Origin of the sequence: Laedolimicola ammoniilytica (assembly GCF_025567165.1) — a bacterium.
Classification (GTDB): domain Bacteria; phylum Bacillota; class Clostridia; order Lachnospirales; family Lachnospiraceae; genus Laedolimicola; species Laedolimicola ammoniilytica.
Window position 1 is genome coordinate 1 of record NZ_JAOQKC010000028.1, and the last position, 12,614, is coordinate 12,614.

A 12,614-nucleotide genomic window follows, 5' to 3' on the forward strand; every position below is an offset into this window, starting at 1 on the left:
CCGTCCCGTTTTCATGCCCGCCTCCGCGCGGGCCTTTTTCGTTCAAGAGAGCGCCGGAGGCGGTCTTTCCTATAAAGTAAAAAAGAGCATAGTCATCTTTGCGAAAGCTGTCGATATACCGTTTGGCATCTCCATATGCCGCTATTTTGTTTCCGAGAATCATCTCGGATTCATTTGTATCTGAATACGAGATATTCGTATCAAACATGATTCCTTTACACGCAGAAAACTTCATACGATTATTTTCTATTTCTGTCAGAAACTTCACCCAGTATAAAACATTCTCCGGAATGATATGAGACTTATCCGGATTGATCGCAAATTCATAGATAACCGTTGGATCTGCTACTTTCACATTTGCATATTTCTGTGCATTCTGAACGTTTCCTTCTGTTGTAAGCAAATACACTTCACCATTCAGGCTGGAATAGTCATCTGTATTGAGATCAACATCACCCTTCTTTACCTGAATGTAAATATGCTTTCGGTTCAGGTCATTTGGGTCAACCAAAACACACTCATACTTTGGCGTAGCAATTTTATTTGTCGATGGGATGCAGACATAGCCTTTCGTATCATACAGCCACAGCGCAAGTAAATCCTCAACATCTTCCGGCTGGAGCAGGCTGTAAAAATGCTTTTCACATAATGAAAGAGCCGGATCAGGATAATTGAATAGATCCAGCGCTGAATCGTGGACACGGTTATACAACATCTGACTGTATGCTTCCACTCCATTTTTCTTAATTCTCTGGATGGTTGAACCCATAATAAATGATGTTGCCACAGCACCAGGAACGGATTCTTCATCTGCCTTATCTGTAGCTGGATACCAGTCTATATTGGTCAACTGATTCGCTGCATCCATCTGTACTGCATCTTCGCGAAACACCCAGGTACTGTTCGCCTTAACTCTCGCAATATAGTATTTCCCTTCATTTCTTGAGCGCATCCATAGGAGGTCTCTTTCTTTCACATCCTCTACCATGCGGCACACACTGTCGAATGATTTGTACTGAGTTCTTGCCAGATTACAGTAATCCAAAAATGTATGTATCCCAGAACGTTCTGCCTGGGTTAATTCACGAAGGCTCCATCCCACTGCTGCGACATGATTTTTCAAGCAATAGTCGGCAACATTTGTGCCTCCTGTATTCACCTGCAATCTCCATACTGCCATTTTATCTTCCTCCACAGTTCATTCAACATTTCTTCTACTGCTTCTTCAACCCGTTCATCTGCATCTTCTCTCAATGCCAATGCCAGCGAAAGCTCATCTACAATGTTTCGCGTGGACAATTTTCTTGGATTGTATCTCCACATCTCTACGGCCACTTGCACCTGCGAATCATACAAGCTATTTGCCATAACTTCTTTCCATTATCTTAACATTCCCCAAATACACTCCAGTAATGTTAGTGCAAGGATAATGTTAATCACACGGAAATACCGCAGATAAAATTTCTGAATCAATACGCCCAAGCCAATCCAAGTACAGGTTGCGATCGTTCCGATTGTTGCAATAACCAGCTCAAAAAACAGCAAAGCCGGAAAAGAGGACATATATCCTACAACATAACCCGTTAGTGCGGTAACTCCGAACATATAGATCTTCACATTGACAAATTGCAGCATGAAGCCTTTCAGAAACGATGCGGATTGCTCTGTGTTTTCTGAGGTCTTCTTACTGAAAGCAATATGAATCGCAAGCCACAGGATATAGGCTGCTCCGATGTACTTCATCACTTCCATTACATTTGGAAGCAAAGAATTAACCCCATATACGAAAATTGCGCATAAGATTTGTACTACATAGTAGCCTGCAAAAATTCCAAAGAACAGCGGCTTTCCTTTTTTATATCCATAGTTTGTTACGGTATTTAATGCCAGAATATTTCCCGTCCTGGAGTAAAGGCATTTACAACACAATAAATCAGGAAATTGCTCAGTACCGCCATAGGCATAATCATTAACCACCTTTCTGCTGTTATTATATCAGCAAACAGCGGTACATACATAACACCTATGCTGTTAAGCTTTCGATCTTGATTTGGCTGTGAACTCTGAGATAACAACTTTGATGACCTCTACTGTCGATGCCATCTCTTCATTGATATTGAATTCATGACCCGTCTGATTTTTCATAAAGAGCGAAAGGCCTCGTATTTTCTCCTGCACATTCTCTGTTAATTCTGCACGGCCACGCCCAATCACAGATGCAAATGATGCTCCGTATTTGCAAGCTACATCTCCGCCGGATATAAGCTCAACATCACTTTCTACCTCAATGCACACGTTTGGATTACTTCTGATCAGATCCAGCTTATGCCCTTCTTTTGCGCAGTGCATGTAGAAAATCAAGATACCCTTTGTATATTCGTATCCGTAGTGAAGTGGAACGATGTAGGGATAATCAGCATCAAACAAAGCAAGATGCAGGACTTTCGCTTTTTCAATAATCTGCAGAATTTCAATAATATTTGTTACTTCTCGATCTTTTCTTCTCATAGATAAATACCTAAAGAATCGTACACGATTCCTCTTTTTCAAATTTCAAAATTATACAATCTAGAAGTTGTCACTCTGTCAGTCGATTCTCCTCGCCCCAGGCACAGAGCTGATCCAGCACAGTCATCAGCGTTTTTCCTCGTTCCGAAAGCGTATATTCCACCTTCGGCGGGATCTGCGGATACTCGGTGCGGATGATCAGTTTATCCGCTTCCAGCTTCTTGAGATTCGTGCTGAGAGTTTTGTCGGAAATGGTTTTCAGATACCGTTTCAACTCATTGAATCGCACCGTCTCAAACTCCATCAGGCAGTAAAGAATGACCATCTTGTGCTTGCCGGAGATCAGCGACAACGTGTAGGCAAAGCCGGTATCTTCGAAATTGGCGTTCTCAATATAGTTCTGTATCATTCACTTTCTCCTAAGATAGTACCTGTCATAATTATTAGTACTTGAATTTACAATTTGCGTGGATATAATTATAAGTAGGATGAACAGTCCTGTCAATATGATCACAAGGAGGAGTTATCATGAGAACAAAACTGAAAATTACCGACGGCATTTTCCCCATGCCGGTTCTGATGGTTGCAACTTACAACGAGGACGGCAGCGTCAATGTCATGAACGCCGCATGGGGCACCATGCAGGAGCGGGACTCCGTTGTTCTGAACCTCGCCGAGACACACAAGACCGTACAGAACATCAAGGCTCGGGGAGCATTCACCGTCAGCATTGCCGATGCTGCCCACATAGTGGAAGCAGACTATTTCGGCGTAGAGTCCGGCAATAAAGTTGCCGATAAATTTGCCCGCAGCGGTCTGACAGCCAGCAAAGCAGAAACAATAGATGCCCCTGTCATCAACGAGTTCCCGCTCTGCCTGGAGTGCAGGTTCATCGAGTATCAGAACAATGAATACGGATGCGGCGTCATCGGCAAGGTGATCAATGTCACTGCCGATGAGAGCGTTATGGTGGATGGAAAAATTGATATGTCTAAGGTCAACGCCATCGCATTTGACCCCTACACCCACGGCTATTATAAAGTCACCGAGCGTGTGGGCGAAGCATTCCGAGATGGCTTAAAGCTGAAAAAGTAAGGTGTGCAGAAAAGGAGCGTTCGCATAAGCGAAGGCTCCTTCTTCAAATATGTAGATTTCACAAATTCTAAGTTGTCAAACAGCGTTCGTTGTTTCGCTTTGTGGCATTTTTACACACTGCTGAATCACACCTGTAACATACGTAATGGAATCGGCGCAGTCGTTCTTGAGCCATTCTGAGATAATTGCCATCAGTCCCCGAATATAAAAGGCCATGATATAAGGTCGATCTTGCTGTAGTACACCGTAGCGGTCGAGAATCGGCGTAAACACATGACGGAACATCCTATCATAGCTTTTATCCATCCCCAACACCGCCGCATTTTCTGTTGCTGTGCGGAACAGTCTCTTGTTGTTCTTAATGTAGCTGAGGTAAGGTGTTAAATAATCCGGCGTAATTAGATATAATTCATCCCTCGGGCAATTCTGCAACTTTGCAGAAAAGGCATCTGAATCTTTCTCCATGCAAGCATGAAATTGCTCGTTCATACGACTGATACTCTCCGAGAGCAAGTCTGACATCGTTTCATAGTGCAGATAGAAGGTGGAACGATTGACCCCTGCTACTATATTCGTCAACGCATAGAGATATGTCATATTTCAATATATAGCATTTGCTACCTGTTGTCCTATTTCAGTTTTCCATATTGCTCATCATCTAAAGCTTCCAGCCATTCATTGCTGCCATTCTCGCCGGGAACCTCAATGGCAAGATGGCTAAACCATGAATCCGGTGCTGCTCCATGCCAGTGCTTTACACCGGCAGGAATATTGATGCAGTCACCCGGCTTCATGAGAGTTGCATCCTTGCCCCATTCCTGATAATATCCCCGTCCGGCTACACAGATTAAAATCTGTCCGCCGCGCATCCTCAGCCGAAGTTCCCTTTGCAGATAATTCGTCCGTCCATACTTCCTTTGCCATATGAAACACAGCCCAGCCCTTTGGCCATCCTGCATAAAATGCCACATGGGTGATTACCGCAGCGATCTCTTTTCTTGTCACTCCGTAATTTTTTGCATTTTCCAGATGATATTTGAGTGAGGAATCCGTCACACCCGAAGACATCAGTGCAACCACTGTAATGATGCTCCTCGTCTTTAAATCAATATCCTCATTATTCCAATTCTCGCCAAAGAGCACATCGTCATTAAAATGTGCAAATTCTGGTGCAAATCCGGAAAGTGCATCCCTGCCTGCTGTCTGTACTATTTTTCCCATAATCAAAAATCTCCTTTTCTACACTACATTTCCTGCTTTTTGTTTCCCATTCTGCGCCATGACACCAACCAGCGCATGTGGAACATACATCTCCTCCAGATAGGAAATTTCATCCGCTGTCAATTCCAAATCTACAGCTTTTGCCGCCCCGTCTGCATGAGAAAATTTTGTTGCTCCCACCACTGGAGAAGTAACCTTTGTCAATAGCCACGCCAACGAAATTTCCGTCATGGAAACATTCCTCTTATCCGCAAGCTCTGCTACTCTGGCAATGATTCGTGCATCCGCTTCTGCTGTGGCATCATACTTAAATTTTGCATATGCGTCTTCTTCCAGACGCTTTGATGTCTCACCCGGACGCTTTGAGAGTCTGCCGCCTGCAAGTGAACTGTATGGCGTCATTGCAATATTTTCCGAATAGCAGAACGGTGCCATTTCCCGTTCTTCTTCTCTTGCAATCAGATTATAATGCCCCTGAATCGAAATAAACTCTGTCATTCCGTTTTCTCTTGCATAGTAATTTGCCTTGGCAAGCTGCCATGCAAAGCAGTTGGATATACCGATATATCTGGCTTTGCCAGCCTTCACAACCCTATTAAGTCCATCCATGATTTCCTCCATAGGGGTATGATAATCCCACATATGATAGATATAAAGATCCACATAGTCCATACCGAGATTGCTAAGACTCTGATTCAAGTAATTTTCTATATGTTTCTGTCCGCTCACGCCGCCGTCAATTTCTTCCTGTGTTCTCGGTGTGAATTTCGTTGCAATCACATAATCATCACGCTTTGCAAAATCACGAAGTGCTTTTCCGACATACTGCTCGCTTGTACCATTCTGATATGCGATTGCCGTATCATAAAAATTGATACCAAGGTCAAGTCCATGCTTAATGATTTCTCTCGTCTGCGCCTCATCTAATGTCCAGCTGTGCTGTCCGATAGACGCATTTCCAAAACCCATACATCCCATGCAGATGCGGGATACATTTAAATCCGACTTTCCAAGTTTTGCATACTTCATAAAGACACCTCTCGAATTAAAGACTTTCAAGCAGTTTCTTCATCTTATCAACATCACTGCTGCTCCTAACAAGATAGCCCTCTTTGATTTCAGCCCCTGACGAAACAGACGCTTTCAATCCATCCACTGTTTTTCCAAACCCACTACCGCCAGATGTAGCAAACAGTACAATTTTCTTTCCGGTAAAATCATAACTTTCCAAAAAACTGTTGATGATGGTTGGCGCAACATACCACCAGATCGGGAAGCCTAACAGGATCACATCGTAATCCTCAATATGCGCATCCTTATTTGCCAATGCCGGACGAAAAGCCTTATCATTCATCTCCACTGAACTGCGGGAATTCTTATTCATCCAATCCAAATCATCGCTTGTGTAAGGTACTTCCGGTCTGATTTCATAAAGATCACTTCCGACTGCCTTTGCAATTTCTTTTGCCTTCTGAGCGGTTGTTCCGCTGGCACTAAAATAAGCAACTAATACTTTTTTCATTTTACTCATTACCTCCATTTACTTTTTCTATTTGATGCAGTATATAATCCAGTTCCTCTGTTTTTATCTTCATTTACACATTCTCCTGAATATTTTTGATAAATCTTGCAGGTACACCCCCATAGACAGTACATGCCGGTACATCCTTGGTTACGACAGCACCCGCAGCAATCACTGCACCATCTCCGATCGTGACACCTTTACAAATGGTTGCATTGGCACCTATCCAGACATTTTTTCCTATATGGATTGGTGCAGGAATCAGATTGCCCCGATGCTTTGGATTAAGACTGTGGTCTAGCGTAGCAATCACCACATTATGCCCAATCAATGCTCCGTCATCGATTGTGACGCCGCCCTGATCCTGAATCTTGACACCCGCATTGAAGAACACTTTTTTCCCAATCTTCAAATTCTTTCCACAATCTGTATAAAACGGCGGAAACAGGGAAAATGTTTCATCCACCCTTCTTCCCGTGATTTCACACATAATTTCAACAATTTCTTCGTTTGTATGGTAGCTTCCATTTAACTCTGTGGTCAGCCGTATTGCCTCCTGCGATAACTTGTGCATACATAAATGTGCCTCTGAACCTGCCTCAATCTCAGCTCCACTCTCCATGTATTTCAAAAATTTGTTCAGTTCCATTTCATTTTCACCTCGCTGAATCAAGACTCGCTCACGAGTCTTGCACACCAGATTCGGGGAAGCCTATGCTGATATATTTCCTTGTCGAATCTGTGCACATCCTCGCGGAGCAAATTAACTTAAGTTGGAGTCCAGCTCTGACTGAGTTAATTATAATTTTCATCAAGGTAAATATCAAATTGCTATAATTTATATCTGGTTATTCTTGAAAGGAATATCCGTTTGATGTACAATCAGGATATCAAAGAAGGGAGACTTTCAAATTGGAATTACGAGTATTACGCTATTTTGCCACATCAGCCAGAGAAGGAAGCATGACAAAAGCGGCTGAAAAACTTCATGTTACACAGCCTACACTGTCAAAACAAATAAAAGAGTTGGAAGAGGAACTTGGTCAGAAACTGTTCATCCGGGGAAATTACAATATCCATCTGACTCCGGAAGGCGAAATTCTCTATAAACGAGCTTTAGATATTCTTGAGATGGCAGACCAGACAACTGCTGAATTTGCTTCTATGAACCAGTTTAACGGCGGAGACCTGTATCTTGGCTGTGCAGAATCCGACGGCATCTCTCTGCTTGCCAAAACTGCCGGACAATTACTGAAAAAACATGCCAATCTTCATTTTCATTTATACAGTGGAAATGCTGAAACCGTATGCGAACGCTTGGATAAAGGTCTGCTTGACTTTGCGTTTGTCGTTCAAAATATTGATGTGTCCAAGTACTCGTATCTGGAGCTTCCTGTGAAAGATACTTGGGGCTTGCTTATGCGAAAAGACAACCCCCTTGTATCGAAACAATCCATAGCACTGGAAGATCTGCTGGGACTTCCGCTTATTGTCTCCAGACAAGGTGCAACCAACGAAATGCCGCAGTGGCTTCAAAAAAATTATTCTCGTCTAAATATTGTTGCCACCTATGATCTGATTTTTAATGCATCTATTCTCGTCCGTGAAGGTATCGGACTTGCGCTTGGATTTGACAAGCTAGTAAGCACCAGCGCAGACAGCATCCTTTGTTTCCGCCCAATCACACCTACTATTGTCTCTCCCATGCGTCTGATATGGAGAAAAGACCAGCCGTTCTCCCGTGTGGCGACGCTGTTTTTAGAAGAACTGAAACCGTTGTGTTTCTAAATCTTCGTTACTCGCAAGAAGGTCCCGCCATTGCACAATAAGATTTTATGACCTGATTTTCTTCCGTAGTATACCTCATCCAACACTGTCTTTCAATTTATTTGCACGGTACTCACACTTCATGTTTTGTCAGACACCCGAAAAGCCAAAACAAACTTATTTTATATTCCATATTGCTGACCTGTTCCACCGCATGAAGTACATGGAACGCCGTGGAAGTGGCCTACGCAAAATCGTCAGTGAAACCGAAAAGCTGCCTGGATACACAGAGGCATATAAGCCCGAATTTTCCTCAACAACGACAGATTTCAGAGTCATCTTGAAAAATGTAAACTACAACATGTGCGGTGCTTCCGCACATGATACAGCACATGATGCCGCACATGATACATCTGTGATCAGCAAAAACCAGAAATACACTACCGTTCATTCCAAATAACCAAGAAGCAGGGCACTGGGTCTCATCTCCCATTGTCCTGCTTCTTTTCATTCCAGATTTATTCACATCATTTACCCATACATCCAATCCTGGATCGCAAATTTCAAATCCTGCACCTTACCCAACAGCCAGAGCGCCGCAAGCGGCAATCCCATCGGGCTAATCAAAAAGCTATAACCAGCAAAATCACACCATTCTGCGGGAAATGGGTAATAAGCACAGCCACGCCAAGCAGAGCAATTACCGTGCTGAGCAGACCAAGCACCAGACTGGATATATAGATTAGCCCCGTGCAGAGCCAGACAAAAATCGTCAACACCAAAATGGCCGGTGCAGTTACAATCATCAGCAGGCATTTCAAAATCTTCATTCCAATTCCTCCCTCCAACGCTCCAGATACCGTTTGCACAAGGCATCCGCTTGTGTATTTCCGAGTGATACAGCACTACTGAAAGCCCTGTATCTGGCAACCTTTGAAGCAACCAAAAAGTGGACTTCCACAATCCGAAACTGGGGAGCGGTCTATGGAGAACTAAGTATTATGTACGAAGGACGCCTTCCAGAATAGGCAATATTCCATCGCAAAACAGGCGGCAGAACCGCCTGCTCTTGACATGCGTTTTGTGCTGTCTATTCGATTGTCAATGTACGAATGAAGGAGGAAAACTTGTCCTTCTTATTAACACTGACAAAAAAGGCAAAAAACAGGCGCATCAAATGAAATTTTATCAAAAATATTTTACAAGCTGCTTTAATCCACGGCGGATACTGTCTCGGACACGGCTTGGGTCTACACCTTCTACTTCGGCAATTTCGTTTACCGCCATTCCCAGATAGTATCGGGCATAAATTCGCTTTGCCTGTTTCTCCGGCAGCTTCATCACAGCGGCATAGACCTGCTCCTGGAACTGTTTTTCCTCCAGAACCATCTCCGGTGTCTGCGGCTTCAACAGTACCGCATTTTCAATGCCATTCTCGCAATCCAGAGAATACTGTGCTTTATAACGATACATCTTTCGCTCATACGCAGTCTCCGCACGTTCAGCTGCTCGAATAGTCTCCATTACTTCCTCTGTCACATCTACAAAAAAATCTGTTGTATAAACATCAGGATAAAGTTCCCGAAGGTTAATTTTCTTCATTATGTACCTCCATTTCGATTCACGGGTGATTGACGGGTGAATCGAATGGAGGCGGAGACCGGCACCGGCAGACAACCGGGTCATCTCCGAAAAAATGGCAACAAAAAACGCCAGATTTCCGTGAGGGAAAACTGGCGCGCCAAGAACAGCCATTATTATACTGAATTACATGGAACGATAATGCCGATGCAATATTATACTTGCCCAGAGGAGGAGCAATGCTTTTTTTAACTGATGTAGATCATGTGAGCTTTGAAAAAGCAAACGGGACACGGCAAAATAACCTCCAATCGGCTACCGTGTCCCTGCAAGTCGTCATAGGATTGTGTAAACGCAAAGAAACGGCGGCTCTGAAAATCAAAGCCGCCGTTTCATATGGGCGTGTCAAATTGTCTGCTCTACGACGGCTTTTTTTCTTTTGCCGTCGTCCGGCAGAGTATTATTCAATATTTAATTCAATGTTTCCAGTGAAATTCTCACATTCAATGCCAATATAATTTCCACCATCAGGAAGTGTAATTGTGTCACTATAAGTTCCGGTTGCTTCAATCAACGTGACTGCTTCATCAGATCCAGAAATCCAAAATACTTTTGCAGTACCTTCCGGAATCTCCAAGGTGCAATCAATGGACAGCTCCTTACCGGCTTCTCTCTTTATGGAAGTTCCTCCGAACAAATACTCTGTACCTGAAAAGTTCGCATAATCAGCCGTATAAGTCCCTGTATAATCATCAATTCCTTTTTCTTTTTCCCCTTGCAGTGACGATTTCCCTGTCAGTTCTATGGAGCCCGCAGATTGAACAATGTTATTGTAATGATTGAGAATTTCATCTTTTGAACAGCCAGCAAGCATAAAACTTCCCACAAGGACGAATGTTAATGCTAAAACTATTTTCTTCATAAAATCATCACCAGCCTTTCTTTGGAGCTACCTTTTTGGCCTTTTTCTTTGTTTGGGTTGCTTCTCGTTCTTTCATGCACAAAATCAAGATGGCAGAAATAACGACAGCAAGCGCAAGACTGCAAGAACAGGTTCCGATATTCCAGTTGACTGCGGTATCATAGCTACGGTAGCCTACCATTCCAAGACTTGCGGTAATCGGATAAAGGTTTGCTAATGTCATATTTCCTGCGGCAAACATCCCTCCATATCCATAGACAAAAGCAATGATTACACCGACTAAAAAGCTGCCTGCCCTCCGACAAGTAAGAGCGATAATCGGCAGAACCGCAAGATATAAAAAGAAATTAACCGCAGTAATCTGCAAGGCTGCTTTTAGAGCTAAGGAAATCTCAAAGCCGGGAAATCCCACAATCATTTCTGCTATGATTGTAAACAGACTGCATATCAGCCCGAAAATAATAGACAATACGCCGCACACAATCAATTTTCCGGTCAACAGTTTCTTAAAAGAGATCGGCACAGTCAGAATATTTTTCAATGTGTCATCCGTCTGCTCACGAGAAATCATATATCCAGCAATTAGGCTGATACACATCGGAAAAATCATGGACATATTGTTTTTGATGACCTGTTCTGTAAGATAGGCAAAATCCCAAACGGAACCATCATTCGCCATAGAGGTAAACAAGGTCAGCAGGACGGATAGGAGCATGAGTGCAACGCTCGTCCAAAGGATATGATACCTTTTCAATTTATAAAATTCTGTTTTTACAATGCGAACCATGTTTATTCCCCCCTCTGCTTATATAATTTGTCAATCAGTAAGAACGAAACCAATGCCATGATTCCAAGAATGAATACAACTTGAAATGTTGAAGGAATTAGCCCTGTCATTTGCTCCAAGTCCATTTTTATTCCATGAGCCGCCATATCTCCTGCACTCCAAAATGTAGTCAGTGGCGTGGGCAGAAGCCATAACATGGTTTTAGGCAGCGTGTCAAACAATGCCGTAGCACTCATGTTCAGAACGCTGTAAAAGACGCACAGCAAAATAGAAAAAACATAGGTCTTACTGAAAAAGACAACAAGAACAATCAACGGGAGTGTTCCTGCCGTAATGAAAATTCCTGTTTCAACCGCTAAAAACAATTTATAGCCTATTCCATAAACTTCTAATGTTCCAAATCCGCAAAGAATTGTTGCAATGGTAGAAGCCACGCAAAAAACAATTCCAAAGATAAAAAGGACAATAATCTTTGCAAGTACCATTTGCGTGCTGGTTACGGGAATTGTACGCAGATTTTTGAATGTATCGTTGTCGCGTTCCATAAAAAACAGAATAGCGGCAATCACTCCGATAATGCAGGGCAGTAAAAACTGGATACCATATCCCAACACCATGTTAAATAGTCCATCGAAAGCATCTGCCCGATCCGTATATCGCTCCATCATAGAGGGCGTTGTCATCAGATAAGCCAGCGGGATTGGAAACAGGAAAGCAGCCAGAATAATCAGCGGAATAAATTTCTTCCGTTTCAATTTCAAAAATTCGCATTTGATTAGTTTAAGCAATTCCTTCGCCCCCTGTCACACGCTTGAAGTAATCTTCAAGACTTTCTTCACAAGTATGCGCCTCCGATACCTCCAATCCATTTTCTACAAAGGCAGTTACAATTTTCCCCACAGGCAGATCAAGGTTGTGCAGGCGCAGATTGTGGTCGTCCTGTATGGAGAAATGGTTTTCATGGAAATTGCGTTCCAAAATTCTTGCCGCCTGTGCAGTATCAGAGAGCGTAAAACGGATATGCTTACTGCTTTTTTGCTCCAGCTCAGCAAGGCTTTCTTCTTCCAGCAACGCGCCGTGGTCGATAATTCCAATATCGTCAGCCAGCAAAGAAATCTCCGAAAGAATGTGACTGGAAATCAAAATAGTTTTTCCTCTTGCGTCGCAAAGCTCCCGAATAAAGGAGCGTACTTCTGCAATACCGATGGGAT

General features: G+C 43.1%; 15 protein-coding genes and 5 pseudogenes. 4 read left to right on the top strand and 16 right to left on the bottom strand.

The window, feature by feature from the left end; genetic code table 11:
* From OCV63_RS15290 to OCV63_RS15310, 5 genes are all read right to left on the bottom strand, one after another.
* Window positions 1-1,180, bottom strand: a 1,180-nt coding sequence (locus OCV63_RS15290; protein ID WP_262670909.1) for a hypothetical protein, incomplete at its 3' end; no start/stop codon positions are given.
* Entirely contained in the window at window positions 1,156-1,368 is a 213-nt protein-coding gene (locus tag OCV63_RS15295) for a hypothetical protein (protein WP_262670910.1), read from the bottom strand. The genes OCV63_RS15295 and OCV63_RS15290, both read right to left, overlap by 25 nt.
* 12 nt (window positions 1,369-1,380) lie before the next feature.
* A complete protein-coding gene (locus OCV63_RS15300) occupies window positions 1,381-1,977 on the bottom strand; it encodes a LysE family transporter (RefSeq protein WP_331485575.1) in 597 nt (198 codons plus the stop codon).
* Between the two features lie 54 nt (window positions 1,978-2,031).
* Window positions 2,032-2,508 carry a pyridoxamine 5'-phosphate oxidase family protein gene (locus OCV63_RS15305; RefSeq protein ID WP_158365168.1) on the bottom strand — a complete coding sequence of 159 codons (477 nt, stop codon included), beginning with the start codon at window positions 2,506-2,508 and terminating at the stop codon, window positions 2,032-2,034.
* Between the two features lie 70 nt (window positions 2,509-2,578).
* Entirely contained in the window at window positions 2,579-2,917 is a 339-nt protein-coding gene (locus OCV63_RS15310) for a winged helix-turn-helix transcriptional regulator (protein ID WP_158365169.1), read from the bottom strand.
* A 119-nt stretch (window positions 2,918-3,036) separates the two neighbouring features.
* Here OCV63_RS15310 and OCV63_RS15315 point away from each other — a divergent pair, with 119 nt between their 5' ends.
* Window positions 3,037-3,603, top strand: a complete 567-nt coding sequence (locus OCV63_RS15315) for a flavin reductase family protein (RefSeq protein WP_158365170.1) — start codon at window positions 3,037-3,039, stop codon at window positions 3,601-3,603.
* Window positions 3,604-3,678: 75 nt separating this feature from the next.
* On the opposite strand, the gene OCV63_RS15320 is transcribed toward OCV63_RS15315, so the two are convergent.
* The 5 genes and pseudogenes from OCV63_RS15320 to OCV63_RS15340 form a co-directional block, all read right to left on the bottom strand.
* Window positions 3,679-4,092, bottom strand: a complete 414-nt coding sequence (locus OCV63_RS15320; protein ID WP_262670911.1) for a TetR-like C-terminal domain-containing protein — start codon at window positions 4,090-4,092, stop codon at window positions 3,679-3,681.
* A gap of 140 nt (window positions 4,093-4,232) precedes the next feature.
* Window positions 4,233-4,824: pseudogene (locus OCV63_RS15325) on the bottom strand (carboxymuconolactone decarboxylase family protein).
* Between the two features lie 18 nt (window positions 4,825-4,842).
* Window positions 4,843-5,853, bottom strand: a complete 1,011-nt coding sequence (locus tag OCV63_RS15330; protein WP_158365172.1) for an aldo/keto reductase — start codon at window positions 5,851-5,853, stop codon at window positions 4,843-4,845.
* Between the two features lie 16 nt (window positions 5,854-5,869).
* The gene (locus OCV63_RS15335) at window positions 5,870-6,346 is read right to left on the bottom strand and encodes a flavodoxin (RefSeq protein ID WP_158365173.1); all 477 of its coding nucleotides are present in this window, start codon (window positions 6,344-6,346) and stop codon (window positions 5,870-5,872) included.
* Between the two features lie 73 nt (window positions 6,347-6,419).
* The gene (locus OCV63_RS15340) at window positions 6,420-6,995 is read right to left on the bottom strand and encodes a DapH/DapD/GlmU-related protein (RefSeq protein WP_158365174.1); all 576 of its coding nucleotides are present in this window, start codon (window positions 6,993-6,995) and stop codon (window positions 6,420-6,422) included.
* Window positions 6,996-7,258: 263 nt separating this feature from the next.
* On the opposite strand from OCV63_RS15340, the gene OCV63_RS15345 reads away from it, so the two are divergent.
* Window positions 7,259-8,134 carry a LysR family transcriptional regulator gene (locus OCV63_RS15345; RefSeq protein WP_158365175.1) on the top strand — a complete coding sequence of 292 codons (876 nt, stop codon included), beginning with the start codon at window positions 7,259-7,261 and terminating at the stop codon, window positions 8,132-8,134.
* A gap of 172 nt (window positions 8,135-8,306) precedes the next feature.
* Window positions 8,307-8,540: pseudogene (locus OCV63_RS17685) on the top strand (ATP-binding protein); the annotation flags it as partial.
* Window positions 8,541-8,644: 104 nt separating this feature from the next.
* Here the strand turns inward: OCV63_RS17685 and OCV63_RS15355 are convergent.
* A pseudogene (locus tag OCV63_RS15355) lies at window positions 8,645-8,943 on the bottom strand (CD1845 family protein).
* Window positions 8,944-8,994: 51 nt separating this feature from the next.
* Between OCV63_RS15355 and OCV63_RS17690 the strand changes: the two are divergent.
* Window positions 8,995-9,141 (top strand): annotated as a pseudogene (locus tag OCV63_RS17690) (IS256 family transposase); the annotation flags it as partial.
* Window positions 9,142-9,301: 160 nt separating this feature from the next.
* Here OCV63_RS17690 and OCV63_RS15365 read toward each other — a convergent pair.
* The 5 genes and pseudogenes from OCV63_RS15365 to OCV63_RS15385 form a co-directional block, all read right to left on the bottom strand.
* Window positions 9,302-9,715, bottom strand: a complete 414-nt coding sequence (locus OCV63_RS15365; protein WP_158365176.1) for a sigma-70 family RNA polymerase sigma factor — start codon at window positions 9,713-9,715, stop codon at window positions 9,302-9,304.
* Between the two features lie 439 nt (window positions 9,716-10,154).
* A complete protein-coding gene (locus tag OCV63_RS15370) occupies window positions 10,155-10,616 on the bottom strand; it encodes a hypothetical protein (RefSeq protein WP_158365178.1) in 462 nt (153 codons plus the stop codon).
* Window positions 10,617-10,623: 7 nt separating this feature from the next.
* Window positions 10,624-11,403, bottom strand: a complete 780-nt coding sequence (locus tag OCV63_RS15375) for an ABC transporter permease (RefSeq protein WP_158365179.1) — start codon at window positions 11,401-11,403, stop codon at window positions 10,624-10,626.
* Between the two features lie 2 nt (window positions 11,404-11,405).
* Window positions 11,406-12,191 carry an ABC transporter permease gene (locus OCV63_RS15380; RefSeq protein WP_158365180.1) on the bottom strand — a complete coding sequence of 262 codons (786 nt, stop codon included), beginning with the start codon at window positions 12,189-12,191 and terminating at the stop codon, window positions 11,406-11,408.
* A pseudogene (locus OCV63_RS15385) lies at window positions 12,184-12,614 on the bottom strand (ABC transporter ATP-binding protein); the annotation flags it as partial. The pseudogene OCV63_RS15385 and the gene OCV63_RS15380, both read right to left, overlap by 8 nt.

Bases quoted from the DNA above. Each gene is read 5' to 3' on its own strand.
- OCV63_RS15305 (WP_158365168.1), bottom strand. From the start codon at position 2,508: ATGAGAAGAAAAGATCGAGAAGTAACAAATATTATTGAAATTCTGCAG.
- OCV63_RS15365 (WP_158365176.1), bottom strand. From the start codon at position 9,715: ATGAAGAAAATTAACCTTCGGGAACTTTATCCTGATGTTTATACAACA.
- OCV63_RS15370 (WP_158365178.1), bottom strand. From the start codon at position 10,616: ATGAAGAAAATAGTTTTAGCATTAACATTCGTCCTTGTGGGAAGTTTT.
- OCV63_RS15295 (WP_262670910.1), bottom strand. From the start codon at position 1,368: ATGGCAAATAGCTTGTATGATTCGCAGGTGCAAGTGGCCGTAGAGATG.
- OCV63_RS15335 (WP_158365173.1), bottom strand. From the start codon at position 6,346: ATGAAAAAAGTATTAGTTGCTTATTTTAGTGCCAGCGGAACAACCGCT.
- OCV63_RS15375 (WP_158365179.1), bottom strand. From the start codon at position 11,403: ATGGTTCGCATTGTAAAAACAGAATTTTATAAATTGAAAAGGTATCAT.
- OCV63_RS15310 (WP_158365169.1), bottom strand. From the start codon at position 2,917: ATGATACAGAACTATATTGAGAACGCCAATTTCGAAGATACCGGCTTT.
- OCV63_RS15320 (WP_262670911.1), bottom strand. From the start codon at position 4,092: ATGAACGAGCAATTTCATGCTTGCATGGAGAAAGATTCAGATGCCTTT.
- OCV63_RS15330 (WP_158365172.1), bottom strand. From the start codon at position 5,853: ATGAAGTATGCAAAACTTGGAAAGTCGGATTTAAATGTATCCCGCATC.
- OCV63_RS15340 (WP_158365174.1), bottom strand. From the start codon at position 6,995: ATGGAACTGAACAAATTTTTGAAATACATGGAGAGTGGAGCTGAGATT.
- OCV63_RS15315 (WP_158365170.1), top strand. From the start codon at position 3,037: ATGAGAACAAAACTGAAAATTACCGACGGCATTTTCCCCATGCCGGTT.